The sequence below is a fragment of the Mucilaginibacter sp. genome (genome assembly GCF_041088075.1).
Classification (GTDB): Bacteria; Bacteroidota; Bacteroidia; order Sphingobacteriales; family Sphingobacteriaceae; genus Mucilaginibacter_A.
Genome location: NZ_JBGCVY010000049.1, coordinates 1 through 24,446, shown reverse-complemented (window position 1 = coordinate 24,446; position 24,446 = coordinate 1). Strand labels below are relative to the sequence as shown.

Below are 24,446 nucleotides of genomic sequence, written 5' to 3'. Positions count from 1 at the left end.
TCAACTACCATTTCTTCCAGCCTCCAAATCATTTCCCCGCAGCTACTTCCCGGTACAAACTGATTAATTGCTGCCTGATCTTTTCCTGGTCAAACTGTTTGATCAATGCCGAAGAAATGGCCAAACCTTGTTGGTAAAATTCAGGCTCATGCAAAAGCTGTTTGGTTAATGCCACAAATTCCGGTGTGTTTTTTGCTTTGAGGTAAGGCTGTTCGTACAGCAATTCGTACTCCCGGATATCGCGGTAAACAACCGGCATGCCGCAGGCTGCTGCTTCCTGCGGTGCAAGCGGGCAATTTTCCTGGTAAGAAGTAAACAATAGTATATCCGCAGCGGCATAAACCGAAGGCATGTATTTTAAATCGAGCATTCCGGTAAAATGAATATGCGGCGATGCTTCTTTTATACAGTCATTTATCCGTTTGATGCCTTCGGTCAGTTTGCCAAATGGCCGACCGCCAGCCCAGATAAAAGTAGCTTCAGGCAAGGCTTCGGCAATGTCCAAAAAATCTTCCACGCCTTTGCGGCTTTGCAACTGGCCAACGCCCAGGACTACTTTTTTATCTCCGCTTAGGTTTAATAATTTTCGGCCTTGCTGCCGCTTCTCCTCGGTGCGTTTCCATTTGTCAATTAAAACCGGGTTGTAGATTTTAACGATTTTTGTGGTAACGCCCAACGCCCGCACGGCTTCTTCCACCATCGGCGATAAAGCAACCACCACATCCGCGTACGAATAAACTTTTTTAAAATACCGCCGCACCAAGGGCAAAAGGTATTTCCACAGCGGCAGCGAACCTTTGATCGAATCCGGGATGACGTGGGCCGTATAAATGCGCTTGCCTTTGTACCTCCGGCCTTTCCAATAATAGTACGGCCCATAGGTAAGGCAGTGCATCACATCGCCCCAGCCTTCGCCGTTTACCACTACTTTTATATCGTTTTTTTCTTTCAGTAAAGCTACTTGTTCTATAAATGCGGTGTCTACGCCCTGGCCTTTGGTTGCAAAAGGCGTTTCTGAAACCACGTGGACAGTCAGCATAAAAAAGTAACCGGGTTAACTGTCCAAAGGCTTAGTTTCTTGTGTAGCGGTTGAGGCATGTTTGAATTTTTTGTTGCGAAAGTACCGGATTACAAAATAACAAGCAATAACGGCGATGATAAAAAATATACCATACTTAATCGTGGTAAGTTTGGCGGCAACCTGTTCCCAGTATGGTCCTAAAAAATGCCCGGTTAAAGTATAAGTGCAGGTAACTAAACACGATGAAAGCAGGGCAATCGGAACATAGCTTTTAGGCTTGATGTGCAGCAGGCCCACAATAACCGACATATAACCGCGGATAAACGGCGTAACCCTTCCCAAAAAAACTGAACCCAAACCACGTTTGGCAATTTTGCCCGACAATTTATTGATCCTTTCAGTAGATAAAGGGAACCATTTGGGTTTATGGCTGATGAGGTAAGGGCCGAAAAAATAAAACGTGGTGTACAAAACGCTGGCACCCAAAAAGTCGGCAGAAATAACGGTAAGCAAAAGCAGATACAGGTTTAGCGTGCCGTTGAAAGACAAATAACCCGAAAACAACATCAACAGCTCGTTTGGGATGGGCGTAGGAATACCAATTTCTTGTATAAAGATCAACGCAAAAATGGCGAAGTAGCCGTACTGGTTGATAAAATGTATAAATTCCTGGGGCATAAGCGGGCAACAATAATACAAGTTTGCTGCTGCAATAATACTACCATAAATGCTTCTTTTACCGGGTAAATTTTAGGGTGGTAAAAGAAGCATCGGCAGAGATAGGTTTTGGTATTTGCTGCGAGGTTCGCTTGGCGTGATACTGTTTTTATCGTATAAAAAAAGGGATTGGCGAAGCTGGAAAAGGTGAAGTAAAATTTGCAACCTATTTAATGAGCCGAATAGAACGGTTAATCGGCTCACGTTGTTTCTTATATTTGAGCCGATTAATTTAACTATTCGGCTCATGATGTATAATTGGCAAAGAAAAGAATGGGCCAGGTATGAGTTGAATTTGTGATTTTCCGGAGCGGTAAAGTGGAATTTTAGGGTGGTAAAAGAAGTATTGTTCAACTTTTGATATGATAAATTGCTTTTTGCAACAACACATTAAATCCATCCGGCTTCTCAATCATCGGAAAATGGCCGGTAGCATGAATAAACCAAACTTGGAACGGGATTTTTTTAGCTTTTAATCCGGAAGTGTTAGTTGGCTTTACATCGCTGTTGATTAGGCAAAGTTTTTTATTTGCTTCAACTAATTTGTTTGCTTCGTCAAAATTACTAAGTTCCATACAAGCTGCCGCAATGGTAGAATCTGAATGGGCAACATCATTTAAAACTCTTTTTCGGATTGCACTACTTGTTGTTTTGTAAAATAAATCGTGGTTAAAATACTCGAAAGCAATAGCTTTAAAATTGTGTTTCAGCGAATCAATTGCTTTAGCATAAGCCAAACTATCTTGCTTAGTTGGTTTGCTGCCAATACCAACACTTTTAAAATTATCCACTCCAACTAAACCAACAACTTTTTGCGGCGCATTAATCGCAGCCTGAACAATGATATCGCCAGCCATAGAATGTCCAATTAAAATAACATTTTTTAAATGCAATTGTGCAATTACAGCATCAACATCTTTAGCAAAAGTTGCAGTGTTCCAAATTTTCCGGTTCTTTCCTGATTGTCCAAAACCCGGCAAATCCATCGTAACAACACGATATTTTCTATTAAAATAAGCGACCTGATTAGTCCAGTAAGTTTTATTGATGCACCATCCATGTACAAATAGTAAAGTAGTATCGCCATTGCCTTGATCTGTATAAGCTATTTTTACGCCTTGGTTTTGTATATTTAGTTTGTTTGATTGTGTGTTGTTGTTCGAGGCATTGTTACAACAAGTTAAGCAAGATGTAAAAGCAATTGATACAAATAGCAAAATTTCTTTTTTCATTTCAAATATTGTCTTTGCGCAAAGTATGAAGAATAAAACCAGTATTTTTTGATTGTCTGTTTTTTAACTTAACTTAACATTGAAGTTGTTTAAACTTTTAATGATTAATCAAGAACACACCCCTAACCCCTCTCGAGAGGGGAAGCAAAGTTTGCTACCTCTCCGGCTTTAGAAAGGTATGCGCCATATTTCCCCTCTCAAGAGGGGTTAGGGGTGTGTCCTTTTATCTTTTTTAGCCATAAAAGAAGCATTTATTAGGAAAATTAAGTTTAAACAACTTCATTGATGGCAATTCCGCATCTGGCAGATAATTTAAACAATTCCTCTCCAACCACACTTATCATCCTATCAACCTAAAACTTCAACAAAATGAGATCAATTTGGAACGGTACAATTTCTTTCGGGCTGGTAAGTATTCCTATCAAATTGTATTCGGCAGTGCAGGAGAGCTCGCTGGATTTGGATATGCTGGACAGCCGCGACAGTTCTAACATCCATTTTATGCGCGTCAACGCCAAAACAAAGGAGGAAGTGCCGTACGATAAAATTGTAAAAGGCTACAAGCTGAACGATGAATACGTGGTTTTGGATGAGCATGATTTTGAAGAAGCCAGCCCCGAAAAAAGCAAAACCATTGATATTGAAAATTTTGTAAAAGTGGCCGACATCAACCCAATGCTTTTTGAAACTTCGTATTATGCCGAAGCCACCAAGCAAGGCCAGAAAGCGTACATATTGTTATTGGAGGCGTTAAAGAAATCAAAAATGGCGGGTTTGGGCCAGTTTGTGTTGCGGCAGCGCGAACATTTGTGCGTGATTTATGAGCAAAATAGTGTCATCACCATTTCGAGGATTAGGTTTGCACACGAAATCCGGGACAGTTCGGAGATCAATATTGACCACGAAACCAGCCTCAGCAAAAAGGAAATGGATGTGGCCATGGCGTTGATCAAACAATATTCTACGGATTTTGACATCGAGCAATACAAAGACACGTACACCGATGATCTGCTGAAAATTATCAAAGCCAAAGCCAAAGGCAAGCGGCCAACTATCAAAAAACTGACGCCGCAAAAACCAAAAAGCGATGATTTGTACGAGCAACTGATGGAAAGCCTCAACAAAAAAGGTGCATAAAAACAGCATCGCCATGTCGTTAGAAAAGTACAACAGCAAACGCCAATTTGATAAAACGCCGGAACCGGAAGCCGGAGAAAGTACCGATAAAAACAGTATGGCTTTTGTGGTTCAGCGGCACCACGCTTCGCATTTGCATTACGATTTCCGGTTGGAGCTGGACGGTGTTTTGAAAAGCTGGGCGGTGCCGAAAGGACCATCACTCAACCCAAAAGACAAGCGGCTGGCGATGATGGTGGAAGATCATCCGTACGATTACCGGACTTTTGAAGGCGAAATCCCGAAAGGAAATTATGGCGCAGGCGTAGTTGCAATTTTTGATTTGGGAACTTACCAATCTTTGGCTTCGGATCGAAAAGATGACGTGAAAGAACTGCGCAAAGGTTTGGCCAGCGGTAATTTAAAGTTCCGGCTAAACGGTGAAAAGTTGCAGGGTGAATTTGCTTTGGTCAAGATCAAAAACGATGAGCAGAACGCCTGGCTGTTGATCAAACATAAAGATGAATTTGCGACCGACCAGAAGTTCGACATCGAGCAATTGGTGGACGCAGCAATAAAAATTTCGGGCAAAAACTTCGGAAAAAAGCCAAATCCGAAAGAAACCGAAAAGCAGGAAGCGGCAGCAATCCCGAAGGAAACAGAAACTTTCCCGTACAGCCCGATGCTGGCCGAACCAACCACCGATGCTGTTTTTAACGATAAAAATTGGGTGTTCGAGCGCAAGCTGGATGGTTACCGCATCATCGCCACAACCGGAAAACAGGTAAAACTCATCACGCGGAAAGGGCAGGATTACACTTCCAATTACAAAACCATCGCCACAGATTTGGAAGCGATTGGCGATAACGCGGTTTTGGACGGCGAAATAACGGTTGAAAATGCCGATGGAAAAGAAGCTTTTCAATCGTTGCAAAACTTTGAAGAGGACGATCAGCAGCATAGCATCAAATATTATGTTTTTGATCTGTTGTATTTAAACGGCCACGGTTTGCTGGAAATGCCTTTGCTTCAGCGTAAAGAATTATTAAAAATGTTGTTGGAAAAGCAGCCGTTAAAAAGCGTAATTTACCACGAACACGTTGCAGAAAACGGGAAAGGATTGTACGAAGAAGCCATCAAAAACGGTTGGGAAGGCGTAATTGCCAAAAAAGCCGACAGCACGTATTTGATGGGCAAAAGAAGCGACGCGTGGCTGAAATTTAAACAGGTAAACAGTCATGAAGCCATCATTTGCGGTTACACCGAACCGGCCGGGGCGCGCAAATATTTCGGCGCGCTGGTTTTGGGCTTGTATGATGAAGGCGGAAACCTGCAGTACATCGGCAACTGCGGCACGGGTTTTAACCAACAAATTTTGAAGCGTTTACACGAACAAATGCAACCGCTCATCAGCCATAAACCTTTTGGAAAAAACATGCAGGTGAACCAGCAAAAAAGCGTAACCTGGGTAAAGCCCGAACTGGTTTGCGAAGTGAATTTTACCGAATGGACGGAAGATGAAAACCTGCGCCACCCGGTTTACAAAGGTTTGCGGCCGGACAAAGACCCGCAGGAAATTAAACGCGAACAGCCGGAACCCAAAGCGCAGGAAAACGGGCCGATGCTTCTTTTAGCACATAAAAATTTGAAGCAGAGCAACTTGGATAAACTGTTTTGGAAAAACGAAAAGATCACCAAAGGCGATTTGCTGTATTATTACGAGCAGGTTGCGGATTTAATGTTGCCGTATTTGAAAGATAAACCAATGTCGTTAAACCGGCATCCAAATGGTGCCGAAGCGCCAGGTTTTTTTCAGAAAGATGTAGAAGTGGACGAAATCCCGAAATGGTTAAAAACGGTGCAGATCCATTCGGGCAGCACGAATAAAGAAATTGATTATTTGTTGTGCAACGATGCCGACACCTTGCTGTACATCGCCAATTTGGGTTGCATCGAAATAAACCCCTGGTTAAGCAGTTACCAAAATCCCGAAAACCCCGAGTTTATGGTGATTGACCTGGACCCCGACGGCAATGATTTTAACATGGTAAAAGAAGTATCGTTAACGGTGAAAGCGGTTTTTGATCACATGGAAATCCCTTCTTTTATCAAAACTTCGGGTTCGCGCGGTTTGCACATTTACATTTACCTGGCGGCGCAGTACGATTACGATTTTATCAAGCAATTTGCCAATTACGTGGCGCAACTGATCCACGAACAGCAGCCGGACGTAACCAGTTTGGAACGAAGTTTGGACAAAAGAAAAGGGTTGATCTACTTGGATTATTTGCAAAACCGCCGCGGACAAACGGTTGCTGCGCCTTATTCTGTCCGCCCAAAACCTGGCGCTACGGTTTCTATGCCTTTAAGTTGGGATGAGGTGGATGAGAATTTGCAGATCAAAAACTTCAACCTAAAAAATGTGCCGCAACTGTTAAAAAAGCGGGAAGATCCCTGGAAAGAAATCCGGTCGGTAAAAGTGGATTTGCTAAAAGCTTTGAAACTGAGCAGATCCCGCACTTAATTTTACCCGGTAAAAGAAGCATCAGCACAATTACAAAAACAGGTTTAATTTGTAGCCTTGCTAACATCCGTATTGATTTTTATGCCGTAAAAGAAGCATAGAATAAAACCGTGCTTTTTTAGTTATAAACTGCTGGTAAAACCGGTTTTTGAAACGCTGTTTGCAAATTTTATCGTTTGTGGCCGGCTCGTAATCAACTTAAATAAAGCTTAATTTTGTATCCTGTTAAAATTTTTTTGATGCGGAACCTGGTTCTTTTGATCTTATTGCTAACGAAAACGTTGGATGGGTTTGCAGATGGTTTTAAACAGCTTGACCAGGAATTGAGCAAAAAAAGCAATTACGATAAGCAGAAAGAAGCGGTTATCCGTAAATTAAGGAACCAATTTTACAGTGTTTCTTCATCCGATCCCCAAAACCGGTTTAACTTATGTACGCAGTTATACGATCAGTACAAATCCTACCAATATGATTCGGCTTTTGTTTATGCCGATAAATTGCAGGCTTTAAGTCAGTTATTAAAAAACCCGGCAAAAGAAGCCGACAGTAAAGTAAAACTGGGTTTTATCCTGCTTTCGGCAGGCATGTTCAGGGAAACTTTTGAGGTTTTGCACACCGTAAATTCCCGTTTTTTGACTGACAGTTCGCGGTTTGATTATTATGCTTTGTTGGCCCGCGCCCATTATGATATTGCCGCTTTTAACCACGATCTGCATTATACGCCTTACTACAACCGCTTGGCCAACAAGTATTTAGATTCGGTAATTTTGTTGAGCAAACCAGGTTCGTACGAGCATGATTACTATATCAATTACCAGCAATATAAAAACGGCAAGTACCAAAATGCCGAGGCCGGTTTTGAAAACTTGTTGAACCACCACCATTTAACGCAGCATCAAATTGCTATTGTTGCCTCCACTTTGGGCAATGCTTATTTTGCCACTGGCCAGCAGCAAAAAGCGGATGAAATGATGGTTAAAGCAGTAATCAACGACATTCAAACCTCTACCAAAGAAACCCTGGCTTTGTTCTGGCTTGCCGAAAACCTGTACAAAAACGGCGATGTAAAAAACGCTTACCAGTACATGCAGCAGGCGATGAACGATGCCGAATTTTACGGCGCCAGGCAGCGGCAGGTACAGATCAGTTCGGTTTTGCCCATTATTGCCGCACAGAATTTAAGTTTGACGGAAAAAGAAAAGGCACGCTTTCTGATCTACTTAGTTTCTACCACCGTTTTAACGCTGCTGCTTGTTTTGGTTTCTGTCGAGCTGTTTAAACAGTTGAAAGATTTGCGGGCGAAAGAAAAGATTATTGCCGACACGAATGCAAAACTGGAAATTATCAACCGTAAACTGACAGAAGACACGCACATCAAAGAAGAATATATCGGTTACTTTTTCGACCTGATTTCCGGTTACATTCTTAAATTGGAGAAACTGAAACGTTCGGTGGACATGAAATTGTCGGTTAGAAAGTACGAAGATATTCCGGCAATTATCCATGCCATCCAGATCAAAAAAGAGCGGGAAGCGTTGTTCCGTACGTTCGATCAGGTTTTCCTCAAGATATTTCCCAACTTTATTGCTTCTTTTAATGCCTTTTTTAAGAAAGAAGACCAGGTTTGGCCAAAAGAACACGAAATGCTGACAACAGACCTTCGGATTTTTGCCCTGGTCCGTTTAGGCATTACCGATAATGCAACCATCGCCAAGATTTTGGAATATTCGGAAAAAACAATTTACGTGTACAAGATGCGGATGAAAGCGAAATCATTAATTCAAGGCGAGGCGTTTGAAGAACGGATTATGGCGATCCAGGCAGTGGATGTTTCAAAATAAACCGGACTGATACTGCTGTTTTTTTGTTTTTATTCGGTAAACTACTTCCAAAATTTAGCCTTTCACCAATTTTTACCCGGTAAAAACAGTATCAATGCTTTAAATTTTTTTATAGTTTTTTCCTGTTGATTTCCTGTTAATCAGCCGGTTGCATTTCAAAAAGTTGATATTTTTTTTCAACCTGAAAAAATTAATAGTAATTGCTGTGCAAGCTGCCTTTATTTGCGTTGCCAAAAAATATCATGCCCCGCCGGTTGAGTGGCGCAGGGCCGGATAGAAACCTAAACAAACCTTCGCTTACGCGTCTGTTAATTTTTAATTGTTATTAAATGAAGTCCTGGAAAGCTTTTGTATTGCTTTTTGCGTTGATGCCGCTTGTTTCGTTTAAATCGGCTTCCGTACAAGTTCCTTTTCAAACTGAACCTATTTACAACGGGACGGATTTGAGCGTCGGTTTTTCGCCTCAAAAAACAGTTTTCAAGGTTTGGTCGCCAAAAGCAGCGGCAGTAAAACTGAGGTTGTATGCAGCCGGACAAGGAGGAATCCCAACGCGTACCATCAACTTAACAAAAGCAAATGATGGCGTTTGGGAAACGGCCGTTAACCAGAATATCAAAAACCAATACTATACTTTCCAGGTGAACGAAAACGGCAAATGGCTGTTAGAAAAACCGGATATTTATGCCAAAGCGGTTGGCGTAAACGGCAAAAGAGGAATGGTGGTAGATTTAGCGGCTACTAATCCTTCAGGCTGGAAGAACGACAAAAGGCCTGCGCTTAAAAATTTTACAGATATTATTATTTATGAATTGCACATCCGTGATCTGTCTGTCAGTAAAAATTCGGGCATACAACATGAAGGCAAATTTTTAGGGTTAACCGAAACTGGCACCAAAAGCCCCAACGGAGAACAGACTGGATTGGACCATATCAAAGATCTGGGCGTAACACACATACATTTGCTGCCTTCTTTTGATTTTAGTTCGATTGATGAAAGCAAACCCGAAACCAGCCAATACAACTGGGGCTACGATCCTTTGAATTATAACGTTCCGGAAGGCAGTTATTCCACCAACCCTTATGATGGCAACGTTAGGATTCGCGAGTTTAAACAAATGGTGCAGGCGTTGCACGCCAAAGGGTTGCGCGTAATTTTGGATGTGGTGTACAACCATACCAGCGACATCAACAATTCCAACTTCACTCAATTTGCACCGGGCTATTTTTACCGGCATAATCCCGATGGTACTTACTCCAACGCCACGGCCTGCGGCAACGAAACCGCATCAGAACAAGCTATGATGCGGAAGTTTATGATCGAATCGGTTGCTTATTGGGCTAAAGAATATCATTTAGATGGCTTCCGTTTTGATTTGATGGGCGTGCACGATATCGAAACGATGAATATGATCAGCGATACGCTGCACAAAATTGACCCCACTATTTTTATTTATGGCGAAGGATGGACTGCAGGGGCAAGTCCGCTGCCGGAAGATCAAAGGGCAGTCAAAAAAAATACCTTGAAACTAAAAGAAATAGCTGCTTTCAGCGATGATATCCGCGACGGTTTAAAAGGAGGTTTCAGCGATGTAAAAGCCAAAGGTTTTGTGAGCGGTGCGCCTGGACTGGCCGAAAGCGTAAAGTTTGGGATTGTAGCCTCAACCCAACATCCGCAAATTAATTATCAGGCGGTTAACTATTCTAAAGCACCCTGGGCAAACCAGCCAAGTCAGGCCATCAATTACGTTTCCTGCCATGATGATAATACTTTGTTTGACCGCTTAAAAATCAGTAACCCCGATGCTTCGGAACAGGATTTAATCAAAATGGATAAACTGAGCAATGCTGTTGTGCTTACTTCCCAAGGCGTTGCTTTTTTACATGCCGGTGCTGAAATGCTGCGTACCAAGCAAGGTGTTGCCAATTCTTACAATTCCCCTGATTCCATCAACGAACTGGACTGGAGCCGAAAGGAGACTTACAAAAGTGTGTTTAATTATTACAAACAGCTTGTTGCGCTGCGAAAAAATCATCCTGCGTTTCGGATGCCAACTACCAATATGATCCAGCAGCATTTAAAGTTCACAGAAACGAATGATCCTAATTTGATCCAGTATCAATTGACCGGCCACGCCAACAGCGACCAGTGGAAGGATATTTTGGTGCTTTTGAACGGAAACCGTACGGATAAAACCATCAATCTGCCTTCGGGCAATTGGATATTGGTTGGCAACGGGGAAAATATTGATGAAAAAGGTATTCAAAAAATTACTTCTTCAACCCTAACCCTGCCTGCTACCACAGCCAGCGTGCTTTACAAAATGCAATAAAATCCGGCTCGGCTCAACATGAAAAAAATTATATTTTTTATCACGCTTTTATTAGTTGCAATACAGGTAAAAGCGGCAGAAATTTCGAGGGTTGACCCGGCTTTTTGGTGGGTTGGAATGAAGAACCCAAAACTACAACTGTTGGTGCATGGCGATAACATTGCAGCCCGAAATGTAAAACTGAACTATCCGGGAGTAAAGTTGGTGCGGGTTAATAAAGTGGAAAACCCGAACTATTTATTTCTAGATCTCGAAATTGCACCGGCAACCAAAGCCGGCAGTTTCCCAATCATTTTTTCTGCTTCCGGCAAACCTGACTTGCAATTCAAATATGAACTGAAAGCCCGAAACCTTTCGGCCAACCGGGCACAAGGCATTACCAGCAAAGATTTGATTTATTTGCTGATGCCTGACCGTTTCTCCAACGGCGATCCAACCAACGATGTGGTTAAAACTATGCAGGAAACTGTTTTGCACCGCGATTCTATTTTCAGTCGGCACGGCGGCGATATCCAGGGTTTGATGAACCATTTGGATTATCTGAAGGATTTGGGCGTAACGGCAGTTTGGATGACGCCGGAAATCGAAAACGATGAACCGCACGCTTCTTACCACGGTTATGCCGTTACCGATTATTACAAAATTGACCCGCGTTTCGGCACAAACGAACTGTACAAAGCTTACGTGGAAAAGTGCCACGCAATGGGTTTAAAAGTGATCAAAGATTTGGTACATAACCACATCGGCACAGAATCCTGGCTGATCCGGGACATGCCGATGAAAAGCTGGGTTCACCAATGGCCAAAATACACCAATTCCAATTTTCGCGATGCGGCGGTGATGGACCCGCATGCTTCTTTTACCGATAAAAAAACCATGTTGGATGGCTGGTTTGATATCCGCATGGCCGACCTGAACGAAAACAATCCTTACGTGCAAAACTACCTCACCCAAAGCAACATCTGGTGGATAGAATATGCCGGTTTGGATGGTTTTCGGTTGGACACGTATCCTTACAACGATGCTGCCTACATGGCCGATTGGGCAAAAAAAGTAAAGGCTGAGTTTCCTAACTTTTCTATTTACGGTGAAACTTTGGTCTGGTCAGTAGCCAACCAGGCTTATTTTACACAGGGAAATACCGTGAACCGTGGTTTCGATACGCATTTACCGGGCATTACCGACGGGCAAATAAAAGAGGCGATAAACGAAGCATTGAACGGAAAGCCTGGTTGGACGGACGGCGTGAACCGCTTGTACTCCGTTCTGGCGCAGGATTTTATGTACCAGGATGCAAACCGAAACGTGGTTTTTTTGGATAACCATGATATGAGCCGTTTTTACTCTGTTGTTGGCGAAGATTTTAACAAGTACAAAGCCGGGATGACGTTGTTGCTCACTGTGCGCGGCATCCCGCAAATGTATTATGGTGATGAAATTTTGATGAAAAACTATTCCAATCCGGATGGTTTGGTGCGTTTGGATTTTCCGGGAGGCTGGCCAGGCGATAAAGTAAATAAATTTGCTGCTTCAGGCCGTACCGAAAAAGAAAACGAAGCTTTTAATTACGTCAGAAAACTGGCCAATTACCGGAAAAACACCACGGCACTGCAAACCGGAAAGCTGATGCAATACATCCCGCAGGGAAATATCTACGTGTATTTTAGGTACGACGGCCAAAAAACAGTGATGGTTGCCTACAACAGCAGCGATAAAACGGAAACAATTACAACCAACCGTTTTGCAGAACGCACAAATGGTTTTACCAAAGCTTTAAATGTGATGACCGGCGAGCAGTTAAACTCGATCAGCAAATTCGATTTGCCAGCCCAATCGGTAACGTTGCTGGAACTGAAATGAGCCTTCGTCCCCCCAAAAATAACCTAAACCATCAATGATCTATATTTTATGAAAACAGTTTTACAACGGCCAAGATTAACCTTTTGGCAGATATTGAACATGAACTTCGGCTTCCTGGGCATCCAGTTTGGCTTTGCCCTGCAAAACGGCAATGCTTCGCGCATTTTGCAAACCTTTGGCGCCGATGTAGAGCATTTATCGCTTTTCTGGCTGGCCGCACCTTTAACCGGCATGATCGTTCAGCCCATTATCGGGCATTACAGCGACAAAACCTGGACGAGCTTAGGCCGGCGCAAACCCTACTTTTTAACCGGCGGGCTGCTGGCCGCGGCAGCTTTGATCTTTTTGCCCAATGCTTCTTTTATGGCATTTATTTTACCGCCGATTTTGGTTGGCGCCGGAATGCTGATGATTATGGACGCTTCTTTCAACGTGGCGATGGAACCTTTCCGCGCTTTAATTGCCGATAATTTGCCGGACAGCCAGCGCGGTTTGGGCTTCTCGGTACAAACTTTTTTGATTGGTATCGGCGCGGTTATGGGTTCGTGGCTGCCTTATATTTTTTCTGAATACCTGGGCATTTCTAAAACAGCCGATCAAAACCATATCCCAAACAATGTGCTTTTTTCTTTTTATACCGGTGCGGTTGTATTGATCGGCAGCCTTTTGTGGACGATTTTTACCACCAAAGAATATCCTCCTGAAGAATATGCTGCTTTCCATGCCAATGAACCCAAATTAGAATCCGGCGGCTTGTTAAGCATTTTTAAGGATTTTGCAAACATGCCTTCCACCATGCGCCAGCTTGGCCTGGTTCAGTTTTTTTCCTGGTTTGCTTTGTTTTCGATGTGGGTTTTTTCGGCACCTGCCATTGCGCAACATATTTATCACGTAGCGCCAAACGATACTTCATCCATTAAATTTGCAGATGCAGGCAACTGGGTGGGCATATTGTTTGGGGTTTACAATGGTGTTTCGGCAATTTATGCGCTGTTTCTGCCAGCAATTGCACGCTTGACCAGCCGAAAAATAACTCATGCCTTCTCGTTGATTGCAGGCGGTGCTGGTTTAATATCTATCTTTTTTATCCACGACCCCAAACTGCTGCTTGTTTCTATGGTTGGCATAGGCTTGGCTTGGGGCAGTATTTTGGCCATGCCTTATGCTATTTTATCAGGCTCGATCCCTGCCCAAAAAATGGGCGTTTACATGGGGATTTTTAATTTCTTCATCACGCTACCACAAATTATCAACGGTTTGTTTGGCGGGCTGATCGTAAAACATCTTTTTGATGATCAGGCCATTTATGCCATCGTTTTGGCAGGTATCTTTATGTTTTGCGCCGCAGTTTGCGTTCTGTTTATCCATGATGAAAAAGACATCAACTTTGAGCCCGAGCAGTGATGAAAGTAATTTTTAGGTGGTAAAAGAAGTATCGGAAATAAGTTAAGCATAAAAGTTGTTTAAATATTTATTATTCATTATATCGTTCATTCACAAAGGTTTATTAAAGGACACACCCCTAACCCCTCTCGAGAGGGGAAGTAAAGTTTGCTACCTTTTTAACGTTTGGAAAGGCGTCGTTTGCAGGTTCCCCTCTCGAGAGGGGCAAGGGGTGTGTCCTTTATTTTTATGCCTATAAATTTTGTTTTTGAAAACCGTTCCGATACAAAAAGCACAATGAGCCACTGATTTTTATGTGGTAAAAGAAGCATGGAAAATATATTGAACAAAATTTAAACCGGAACTTAATCAAACTCTGTTTTTAATGCCTGCAAAAATTTATTTTAAACGAATATATTTTTCAATAATCACCCGGTCAATATTTTCTTTTTCCAATTTTTCAACGCCTTTTTGAATTAAGGTGTCATTTTTAAGGCTAACGGTGAAATGAAAGGTTTTGCCTTCCCAGTTTTTGTCGGCATAATACTCCAAATGCTCGGTGTATTGGTTCCCTTTCAGCGTATAACCGCCGCCGCCAGCATCAAAATGGTTGGAAGAATCTTTTTTTGTATGAAGGGAATGCTTTAAAAAAGCAAAATGCGTATCGTTGATGATCTTGATCATCCGCTCGTTTTTGCGGTAATCCGTCGTTACGCTTTTCCCTTTGGCAATCGTAGTTGCGGATACCAATTGCCAGGTCCCTTTTAATTGGATTGCCGGAGGTTTTAGGTTATCAAAAGAAAAAGAAACAAGCAGGCCGGAGGCCAGAAGGAAATACAAAATTTTTGTTTTCATAATTTAGGGTTTTTGCTAAAGTAGTTATGTTTAGTTTTCAAGCCAACCAATTTTTAAAATATTCGATACTGTTTTTACCTGCATTTTTTTGCTGAGGCAGGTCCATCAAAGCAGGAAATTGTGTTGCTTGAAAGTTGTATCTTCAAAAAAACAATTCAAAAGCTTTCAGCCTACAAACAAAAAGCTTTTTTATAATGAAACCTGCAGGTTTATCAAATACTTCTTTTATCGGGTAAAAATCAAAGTTTTGTTTCCCAACCTGGCTAAACGTTTCAATTTTATCCCGTAATTTTCCAGGTTTTTTTCTGATAAAGAAATTAATTAAAGGATAATGGCCGTAAAGATTAAAAAAGAATTTAAACTGCTAATTTTCAAATGGTTTTTGGTTCAAAAGGTTCTGGTTTTTTGAAACCCGACATTTTTTTTGCCGTACAGGAAATAACTAACTGAAAATTTGTTTCAAATTATTTGCCAAACCATAATTGTTTATATGAACCGTTTTTACTTCCGATTTTCCCTGTCCGCATGCTTCATACTGTTTTTATCTAGCATAAATTCGCCGCTTTACGCTGCCATTTATTATGTTTCTTCTACACAGGGAGATGATAATCGTTCCTTGGTTGACGCAAAAAATTTATCTACACCTTGGAAAACGGTGGCAAAAGTAAATGCCATCATGGGCAGCTTACAAGCAGGAGACCAGGTGTTGTTTAAGCGGGGCGATGTGTTTTCGGGAACGCTAACGGTAACCGTGTCCGGTTCTGCCGGCAACCCGATTGTTTTTGGCGCTTATGGAGACGGAGCTTTGCCGGAACTGACAGGTTTTGTACAGCTTTCCAACTGGCAGCAAAAAGGCAATGGGGTTTGGGAAACTACCGTTCCGGCCGGGCTTTCTTACCTAAACACGGTAACCATGAACGGTGCAGCCAGGGCAGTGGGCCGCTATCCAAACGCATCGGCGGCAAACCAGGGCTATTTGTATTACCAAAATTATAACGGCAGCAGTTCGATTACAGACAGCAAACTTTCTGCGCAAAACTGGACGGGCGGCCAGATCGTGATCCGCAAAACACGTTGGGTGATTGACCGAAACCCAATCAGTTCCCAAGCGGGAAACACCATCAACTATTCGTCGCAATCCGGTTATGGCGCGGCGCAGGGCTACGGTTATTTTATTCAAAACCATCCTTCAACCTTAGATACTTTGGGCGAATGGTATTACCAGCCCGACGCCCAGAAATTCGGTATTTTTACGGGCGGCGCAAATCCCGGCAATTATCAAATTAAGGCAGGCGTGACAGAAATTTTAGTGCAGCTATCGAACCAAAACAATGTTACGTTTGATAGCCTGAATTTTACCGGCGCTACGGCAAGTGCGCTGTCGGTCAACGCTTCTCAAAGCATTCGCTTAAGCAATTGCAGTGTTTTGTTTTCGGGGAAAAACGGCATTGAAGTAAACAACTCGAGCGGCCTGACTGTGGAAAATACCATCATCTCCCATACGGGGAACAACGCGCTCAGCCTGAACAATTGTACAAACGCAGTTTTAAGGAACAACCAGATCAAAAACACGGGAACTTTTGCCGGGATGGGCGAGGGCGGCGACGGTACGTACGAAGCCATAACCATCAGCGGCGACAACAACCAGGTTACCAACAATGTGATAGACAGCACCGGTTATATTCCGCTCAATTTCAGCGGCAATAATGTTACCATCAAAAACAACGTCATCACCAATTTTACCTTGACCAAAGATGACGGCGGCGGCATTTATACCTGGAACAACGGCAGCAACGCACCCACTAATTCAAATCGGGTAATCACCGGAAATACTGTGCTAAACGGAGTAGGTGCGCCCGGCGGTACAGACGGGCCAAACAAACGTTTTTCCCACGGGATTTATATAGATGACAACGCCGGGCAGGTTGAAATTTCATCCAACACGGTGGCCAACTGTGCTACTTATGGCGTTTACATCCACAATGCGCATGATATTTCCATCAAGCAAAACACACTTTACAATAATGCCACGCAGTTGTATATGGAGCATGATAATGTAGCTGCCGATAAACCCATTTACAATTGTACGGTTACCGGCAACGTGCTTTTTGCCAAACTTGCCTCCCAGCTTTCGGCAGAATACAAAACGAAAGACAACGATATTGCCAACTTCGGCACTTTTGACCAGAACAATTACTACCGCCCGCAAGACAATGACCTGGTTATCGGCGTGTTGCAGCAGGTAAACGGCACGTACAGTTATAACCTGTTGAGTTTAGAAAGCTGGAAAGCTTTGTATGGGAAAGATGCCAATTCAACAAAATCTTCGCACACGGTGCCAACTTATGTGGTAAACAAAGTAGATGCGGCCAATCAATTCGCCAACGGCACTTTTGATAGTAATGTTGGTGGGTTATATGCTTATGCCTCGGCAAATAATGTACAAACTGGCTGGGACAACGGCACATTGGATGGCGGCGCACTTAAAGTAACTTTCTCTTCTGCAACAAACAGCAGCAATTACGGTTCGGTGATTATTGGTATCGGCGCGGTTACCGGCGGCAAACAATACCGTTTAAAATTTAGCATGATTGGCGGCAATACCAACAAAGCCATCACCACTTACCTACGCCAAAGTACAGGTAACTACGCTGATCTTTCGGTAAGGAAAGCGGCCAGCATTACCAGTACACGGGCAGAAAAAGAATTTTTGTTTACCACAACAGTAACTGAAAGCAACGCCAGTATTGTTTTTGATGTGCCAGAGCAAACCTCACCGGTTTATTTGGACAACATCAAACTGGAACAGGTGGAAACGACGGCGGCCAATCCCGATCAGTACATCAGCTTTCTGGGTAACACAACCAGTTCTGCCCAAAGCTATGCCACTGGTACGCAAAGTTTTGATGCAGCAGGCAAAAGCTACACGGGCACGGTTAAACTGAACCCTTTTTCTTCCCTGGTTTTGGTTACGGATGTGGCCGCAACAACGGTAGCCAACAACGCTCCTGTTACAAATGCAACTTGTACCGCAACAGGTACAATTTTGCGCGAAGAATGGGACAACGTGGGCGGAACAAGCATTTCAAACATCCCGCTTCAAACCAAACCAACTTTTACCAGCCAGTTAACGGCTTTTGAAGGCCCTTTAAATGCGGCTGATAATTACGGTTCGCGTATCCGCGGCTATATTTGCGCACCGCAAACGGGAAGTTACACTTTTTGGCTGGCTACCGATGATGCAGGCGAACTTTGGCTTTCAACAGATAGTACTGTAACCAACAAAGTGCGGATTGCAAACGTGGATGGTTGGACAAATTTCCGCGAGTGGGGCAAATACCCTTCCCAAAAATCGGCACAAATAACCTTGCAGGCCGGGCAAAAATATTATGTGGAAGCCTTGCAAAAAGAAGGCGGCGGCGGCGATAACCTATCCGTGCAATGGCAATTGCCGGATGCAACGATGGAAACGCCGATTGCCGGAAGCCATCTTTCGCCCTACATTGATATCACAAAAACCATTGCAGCCGTTGGAACCGGAACGATGCTGCGCGAAGAATGGGACAACGTGGGCGGAACCGGAATTGCTGATATTCCGCTTCAGGTTAAACCAACGTCTTCCGCTCAAATCACTTCTTTTGAAGGCCCTGTAAATGTGGCCGATAACTACGGCTCGCGCATCCGCGGTTACATTTGCCCTTCGCAAACCGGCACTTATACTTTTTGGCTGGCTACCGATGATGCGGGCGAACTTTGGCTTTCTACCGATCAAAACCCGGCCAATAAAGTACCCATTGCGAATGTGGACGGTTGGACGAATTTCCGCGAGTGGGGAAAATACCCTTCGCAAAAATCGGCACAAATTAACTTGCAGGCCGGTCAGAAATATTACGTGGAAGCTTTGCAAAAAGAAGGCAGCGGCGGCGATAATTTATCCGTGCAATGGCAGCAGCCCGACGGATCAATGGAAACGCCAATCGCCGGAAACCACATTGCGCCTTACGTTCCAACCGCCACCGATCAAACCATCGCCTTTGCGGCACTGGCCAACAAAACCGTTGGCGATGCCCCTTTTACGCTTTCTGCTTCGAGTTCTTCGGGTTTGCCGGTTAGTTTCAGCGTGGTTTCCGGCCCGGCCACCCTCTCCGGAAACACCGTTACCCTTACAGGCGCCGGTGCTGTAACCATCGCGGCAAACCAAACTAGCAATGCTTCTTTTAATGCCGCAAAAACAGTAACGCAAAGTTTTACGGTGATGCCGGCAGCAACATCGTGCCAGGCGACCGGAACAATTTTGCGCGAAGAATGGGACAATGTTCCCGGAAACAACATTTCCGATTTTCCGCAGCAAACTTTGCCAACCTCAACTTCTCAGTTAACGGCTTTTGAAGGCCCTACAAACATCGGCGGTAATTATGCTTCACGCATCCGCGGCTACATTTGCGCACCGGCAGACGGTAATTATACGTTTTGGATTGCCGGAGACGATGCCGCCGAATTGTACATTTCTACCGATGACAACCCGGCCAATAAAGTGCGCATTGCCAATTTGTTAAGCTGGACCAATAGCCGCGAGTGGATCAAGTTCCCTTCGCAGCAATCGGCAGCAATACCTTTAAAAGCTGGTAAAAAATATTACATCGAAGCCATCCAGAAACAAGGCGGCGGCGGCGATAATTTGGCCGTGCAATGGCAACTGCCAAACGGAACGGTCGAATCGCCGTTGCCGGGAAAATACCTTTCGCCTTTTGTTGCCGATCAATTAAGCACATCTGCCATGGCTGCAAGCTTTAACAGCGTTGCTTCGCCAGCGGCCATCAGCATCACCGAACCTTTATCTGCGGCAAAAACCGGTTTGTTTGTTTATCCAAACCCGGTTGCACAACAGGCCAGTGTTAGTTTTATGTTGAAGGAAAGCGGCCAGACCGATGTTGTTTTGTATGATATTAAAGGGCAGTTTATCCGAAAAATATTTACCGGCGTAACAGTAGGAAATGTTGATACAGAAATCAGTTTAGATGCGCAATCGCTAAAAAGCGGGACATACATGCTTCGTTTAACCAGCGGAAAAAACACGCTCACCAAAAAAATTATGGTGGTGAAATAAATGCGTGATGCTTCTTTTATGGCATAAATTTTAGGCTGTAAAAGAAGCATTTCCTCGGTTCCGAATTCCTCAACCTGAGAAAATAAATGGGCAAGTATTTCTACAGGTTTTGGTTTGAAGCTTTCTCAGCAAAAGGAATTTCAAAAGCCAACACTAAAAATAGTACGGTAAAAGAAGCATTCGGCCATAAAGCAGCAATGCCTGCCGGATTTACTGATTTTTGGTATCGAAAATGCAACAGACCTACAAAAACCAACAGCATGGAAGTTTATTTTACCAGTCCAACGTTAGGCCGCATTTACGGAACGGTAAGTACCCAAAACCATCAGACTTACCAGTTTAAAGGCAGCCAGGTTTTGATTGGTTTAACGCTTAACAAAACCGGATTGGGCTGGGTTTGCGAAAAAGGCCAGTGGCTGCACGATTCGCAGATCCAAGAAATCGGGGTGCAGATTGACGAGCAGGAGAAATGGCTTTCGGCCAGGTAAAGCAGAATTTTGTGTGGTAAAAGAAGCATTGGTGTTGCGCCATCAATTTCTACTTTAAAATAAAAAAGCAATTAACCTGTTTGCCAAGTTTTAAAAAGTGTTTTATATGGAATCTGTAAAGCAGGGAATTTGCTGGCGGTTGAACATTATTACTTCAATTAGGATCGTAATATTTATACAGCAGGTCAAAAGCTTGAAAACTGACCCGGTATTTGTTATATTTGAATACAAATACCGTTAGTGATGGTTACTATTGAAGAGTTAAATGCAATCGGCAGCACTGTTGTAAGGCGGCTGCGAAAGAAAAAGCTTGAAAGCGGGAAACCTTTTTTAATCTGGTCGAGCGAATTGCCTAAAAACCAAAGTTACCTGGAGTATCCCGACCGCTCAATTAAAGTTGTAACGATGAGCCCTGATTTAAAATCATTCCATCTCGTTCGTGAACTTACCAAAGGCCAAGTGGACATTATCAGAAGCAGACTTAACCTGTTATAAATGCCCGGTTTGTATATTATTACAGGTTCCAACGGTGCCGGAAAATCTACAGTTGGCCCTGAATATCTTCCAAAAACAATCTATGGCAATTATCCCGTTTTTGACGGAGACCTTATTTACATACGGAAACTTAGCGAGTTGTTTCCAAATATAATACGTTCTCCTAAATACGCACGTCGGGAAGCGCTTGATTATGTGGTTGAACTATTTGAACAACAAACCGAAGCTGCATTGGTCAATAGGGAAGATTTTGCATATGAAGGACATTTTACAAACAATGAAACCTGGGAAAAGCCAAGGAAATTTAAAAGAGCAGATTATAGCATCCATCTAATTTTCTTTGGATTGAATAATCCGGAGTTATCTCAGTTCCGGGTTACAGAGCGTGTTACAGAAGGCGGCCACTATGTTGATCCGCAAACACTTTTTAATAACTTTTATGGTAATCTGCAAAAATTAAATACACATCATATCTTGATTGATGATCTAACCATTGTAGACACCTCAGAAATTACTCACAAAATTTTGTTTAAAACTATTGCGCATCAGGTAAAATTTCACGCACCGTACAATGAACTTCCTTCGTGGTTTACTGATTATCTTCCATCAATTGTACAATTGTTCATTCCTATGCAATAACAACAAACCGATGCTGTTTTTACCGGCATAAAATCATTCCACAAAAAAATTACCGAACACCGCCAGCCATTTCCTGTTATACAAAAGCGTTCAAAATTAGCGCAGCAAAAAATAAGATTATGGAAAGAACAAATAGCCAGGTTTGGTTTATCACCGGTTGCTCTACCGGTTTTGGCAGGGAATTGGCCAGGCTAGTTTTGGCCCGAGGCTGGAATGTGGTAATTACGGCGAGAAAAACAGACCAGATAAAAGACATTGCCGAAGGACATGAAAACGCCACACTGGTTTTGCCGCTGGATGTGAACGATAAAGCGCAGGTTTTGGCCGCCGTGGCACAAGCCGAAGAAACTTTTGGCAAGATTGATGTGCTGGTGAACAATGCCGGTTACGGTTATTTCAGCAGTGTGGAAGAAGGCGAGGAAGAAAAAATCAGGGCGCAGTTTGAAACCAATGTTTTTGGTTTGATCAGCATGACGCAAGCTGTTTTGCCGGGAATGCGCAAAAACCGGAAAGGGCATATCGTCAATTTTTCTTCTATCGGCGGGCTGCGTGCTTTTATGGCAACCGGTTTTTATCATGCCACGAAATTTGCGGTCGAAGGCTTGTCGGAATCTTTGGCGCAGGAAGTAGAGCCATTGGGCATCAAGGTGTTGATTGTGGAGCCTGGCCCTTTCCGTACCGATTGGGCGGGCCGTTCCACTTCGCGCACGCCGGTTGAAATTGAGGATTACGAAAGTACGGTTGGCAAGCGGATGGAAGCAAGCCAAAACGGAAGCGGCAAACAACAAGGCGACCCGGTGCGTGGCTGCGAAGCGATCATCAAAGCGGTAGAAGCGGAGAATACACCTCTGCGGTTGTTGCTGGGCGAGCCGGCCTACCGTATGGCCATGGAAAAAATTGATTTGCTAAAAGCGAACTTTGAAGCCTGGAAAGACGTAACGCTGGGCGCGGATTTCCCGGAATCGGAAAGATAAATGCAAGTTTTGTTGTGGCAATACAACTTCGCCAGTCAAAATTTTTCGTAATTTTAGGTTCGATATCTTTATTTTAAAGCCTAATATTTTCATCATGATAAACATCAAAACTCAAGCCTTACTGGCCGGATTTACCTTGCTGGCATCAATTTGTGCCTGTAAAAACAGTACCGGCAATTTGGCCGATAACCCGTTGGACACCAGCAAAACCAGTGCGCCGGTGGAAACGAAAAGCCCAAACAGCGATTACAAACCTGCTTTTGCCGGGCAAACACGCGCGCCAGGCGTAAAAACCAAAACAGCTCTGTCGGTATCTGTAATCAATAGCGATCTGCAGCAGCCCTGGGCAATCCGTGTGTTGCCGGACGGACGTTTTCTGATCACACAAAAAGCAGGGACTATGCTGATCCTGACAGCCGATGGCAAGCCGGATAAAAAAATAACCAACTTGCCAGCCGTTTTGGCCGAAGGGCAGGGCGGTTTGCTGGATGTAAACCTCGACCCAAATTTTGCCACAAACAGAATTATCTTTTGGGATTATGCTGAAAAAACTTCCGGTGGTTCGCTGTTGGCCGTTGCCAAAGGAAAACTATCGGCCGATGAAAGCAAGGTGGAAAATATTCAGGTAATTTACCGGGCAAACCCTGCTTACAATGGTTCGCTGCAATACGGTTCGCGCATTGTATTTGACAAACAGGGCAATCTGTTTGTAAGTACGGGCGAACGCGGCTCAAACGATATTCGTGTAAAAGCGCAGGATTTATCGGCTGCTATCGGTAAAGTTTTGCATTTAACCCCCGAAGGAAAACCTGTTGCCAACGGGCCTTTTGCCAATACGCCAAATGCGCTTCCCGAAATTTTTGCTTACGGTTTGCGCAACCCCGAAGGCATGGTGATGAACACTGAAACTGGCGAACTGTGGGAAGATGAATTTGGCCCGCGCGGCGGCGATGAGATCAATATTATCCGTGCCGGAAAAAATTACGGCTGGCCGGTGGTTACTTACGGAATCGAATACAGCGGTGATAAAGTGGGCGAAGGCATCCAACAAAAACCCGGCATAGAACAGCCCGTTTATTATTGGGACCCCAGCATTTCGCCGTCTGGGAGTACATTTTATAACAGCGATGTAATTGGGGAGTGGAAAGGCAACCTGTTTCTGGGCGCATTGGGCGGCTCGCATATTGCCAGGTTGGTCATCAAAGACAATAAAGTGGTGGGCGAAGAAAGGCTGCTGGCCGATAAAAACGAACGCTTTCGGGCTTTGGCCGAAGGAAAAGACGGTGCGCTTTATGCCGTAACCGATGGCGGAAAATTATACCGGATCGGGAAGAAATAACAGGGGTAAAAATAGTATCAGGAATGAACGATGCTGTTTTTATCGGGTAAAAATCAGTGAAGGGTTTTACCTTTGGTTCCCGCTTCTATAATTATTTTCACTGCTTAATTTATAGGGTCGGGCGGGGCCGGGTGGGCCGGATCATAAACGGCAACGGCAACACGCGAATCGGCGCAGCCATAATATAAAAACCACTTTTTTTGAAAGTAGGCCATGCCTTCGATAAACACAGTGCCGTTTACATATTGGCCGCTTTTTTCAAATGCCTCCATCGGGCGTAAAAACGGCACATCTAAACGTGCCAATGGTTTTGCAGGATCGTTTTTATCAAACAAAGCCTGGCCGGCGCAATAAGAATTTGCATTGAAACGCTTGTCGCCGTCGTCTCCGGCTTTGTTTTTACCATTGTAAAACAAGATGACCCCTTTGTCCGTCAACAAAGCAGGCGGCCCACATTCGGTCAGTTCGCTATCGAAATAGCCTTTTCTGGGCGAGATCAGTTGCTTTAGCGTCCCGTCCTGGTTT

The 24,446-nt window shown here is 43.7% G+C and carries 16 protein-coding genes and 1 pseudogene; 12 read left to right on the top strand and 5 right to left on the bottom strand.

Going from position 1 to position 24,446, the window contains the following annotated elements:
- Positions 1-28: 28 nt before the first annotated feature.
- The 3 genes from V5804_RS11980 to V5804_RS11970 form a co-directional block, all read right to left on the bottom strand.
- Positions 29-1,039 carry a glycosyltransferase family 4 protein gene (locus V5804_RS11980; RefSeq protein ID WP_369591626.1) on the bottom strand — a complete coding sequence of 337 codons (1,011 nt, stop codon included), beginning with the start codon at positions 1,037-1,039 and terminating at the stop codon, positions 29-31.
- Positions 1,040-1,054: 15 nt separating this feature from the next.
- Positions 1,055-1,699 (bottom strand): DedA family protein, encoded by a 645-nt coding sequence (locus tag V5804_RS11975; RefSeq protein ID WP_369591625.1) that lies wholly within the window; start codon positions 1,697-1,699, stop codon positions 1,055-1,057.
- A 389-nt stretch (positions 1,700-2,088) separates the two neighbouring features.
- Entirely contained in the window at positions 2,089-2,970 is an 882-nt protein-coding gene (locus V5804_RS11970; RefSeq protein ID WP_369591624.1) for an alpha/beta fold hydrolase, read from the bottom strand.
- Between the two features lie 369 nt (positions 2,971-3,339).
- Between V5804_RS11970 and V5804_RS11965 the strand changes: the two genes are divergently transcribed.
- The 6 genes from V5804_RS11965 (at position 3,340) to V5804_RS11940 (ending at position 14,045) form a co-directional block, all read left to right on the top strand.
- Positions 3,340-4,107 (top strand): Ku protein, encoded by a 768-nt coding sequence (locus tag V5804_RS11965; RefSeq protein ID WP_369591623.1) that lies wholly within the window; start codon positions 3,340-3,342, stop codon positions 4,105-4,107.
- Between the two features lie 13 nt (positions 4,108-4,120).
- The gene (gene ligD / locus V5804_RS11960; protein ID WP_369591622.1) at positions 4,121-6,610 is read left to right on the top strand and encodes a DNA ligase D; all 2,490 of its coding nucleotides are present in this window, start codon (positions 4,121-4,123) and stop codon (positions 6,608-6,610) included.
- A 239-nt stretch (positions 6,611-6,849) separates the two neighbouring features.
- Positions 6,850-8,451: a DUF6377 domain-containing protein gene (locus tag V5804_RS11955; protein WP_369591621.1), complete on the top strand. Its 1,602-nt coding sequence runs from the start codon at positions 6,850-6,852 to the stop codon at positions 8,449-8,451.
- Between the two features lie 329 nt (positions 8,452-8,780).
- Positions 8,781-10,781 carry a type I pullulanase gene (gene pulA, locus V5804_RS11950; RefSeq protein WP_369591620.1) on the top strand — a complete coding sequence of 667 codons (2,001 nt, stop codon included), beginning with the start codon at positions 8,781-8,783 and terminating at the stop codon, positions 10,779-10,781.
- Positions 10,782-10,799: 18 nt separating this feature from the next.
- Complete coding sequence (locus V5804_RS11945; RefSeq protein ID WP_369591619.1) at positions 10,800-12,641, top strand: glycoside hydrolase family 13 protein; 1,842 nt, start codon at positions 10,800-10,802, stop codon at positions 12,639-12,641.
- A 99-nt stretch (positions 12,642-12,740) separates the two neighbouring features.
- Entirely contained in the window at positions 12,741-14,045 is a 1,305-nt protein-coding gene (locus V5804_RS11940; protein ID WP_369591618.1) for an MFS transporter, read from the top strand.
- A gap of 378 nt (positions 14,046-14,423) precedes the next feature.
- On the opposite strand, the gene V5804_RS11935 is transcribed toward V5804_RS11940, so the two are convergent.
- Positions 14,424-14,879: a hypothetical protein gene (locus tag V5804_RS11935; protein ID WP_369591617.1), complete on the bottom strand. Its 456-nt coding sequence runs from the start codon at positions 14,877-14,879 to the stop codon at positions 14,424-14,426.
- 490 nt (positions 14,880-15,369) lie between these two features.
- On the opposite strand from V5804_RS11935, the gene V5804_RS11930 reads away from it, so the two are divergent.
- From V5804_RS11930 to V5804_RS11905, 6 genes are all read left to right on the top strand, one after another.
- The gene (locus V5804_RS11930; RefSeq protein WP_369591616.1) at positions 15,370-19,986 is read left to right on the top strand and encodes a PA14 domain-containing protein; all 4,617 of its coding nucleotides are present in this window, start codon (positions 15,370-15,372) and stop codon (positions 19,984-19,986) included.
- A gap of 86 nt (positions 19,987-20,072) precedes the next feature.
- On the top strand, positions 20,073-20,474 hold the full coding sequence (locus V5804_RS11925; RefSeq protein WP_369591615.1) for a hypothetical protein: 402 nt from the start codon (positions 20,073-20,075) through the stop codon (positions 20,472-20,474).
- A gap of 243 nt (positions 20,475-20,717) precedes the next feature.
- Positions 20,718-20,969, top strand: coding sequence for a hypothetical protein (locus tag V5804_RS11920; RefSeq protein ID WP_369591614.1), 252 nt, complete (start codon positions 20,718-20,720; stop codon positions 20,967-20,969).
- Positions 20,970-21,608 (top strand): zeta toxin family protein, encoded by a 639-nt coding sequence (locus V5804_RS11915; RefSeq protein ID WP_369591613.1) that lies wholly within the window; start codon positions 20,970-20,972, stop codon positions 21,606-21,608.
- A gap of 119 nt (positions 21,609-21,727) precedes the next feature.
- Positions 21,728-22,582 carry an oxidoreductase gene (locus V5804_RS11910; protein ID WP_369591612.1) on the top strand — a complete coding sequence of 285 codons (855 nt, stop codon included), beginning with the start codon at positions 21,728-21,730 and terminating at the stop codon, positions 22,580-22,582.
- 94 nt (positions 22,583-22,676) lie between these two features.
- Positions 22,677-23,921: a PQQ-dependent sugar dehydrogenase gene (locus V5804_RS11905; protein ID WP_369591611.1), complete on the top strand. Its 1,245-nt coding sequence runs from the start codon at positions 22,677-22,679 to the stop codon at positions 23,919-23,921.
- 104 nt (positions 23,922-24,025) lie between these two features.
- Here V5804_RS11905 and V5804_RS11900 read toward each other — a convergent pair.
- A pseudogene (locus V5804_RS11900) lies at positions 24,026-24,446 on the bottom strand (hypothetical protein); the annotation flags it as partial.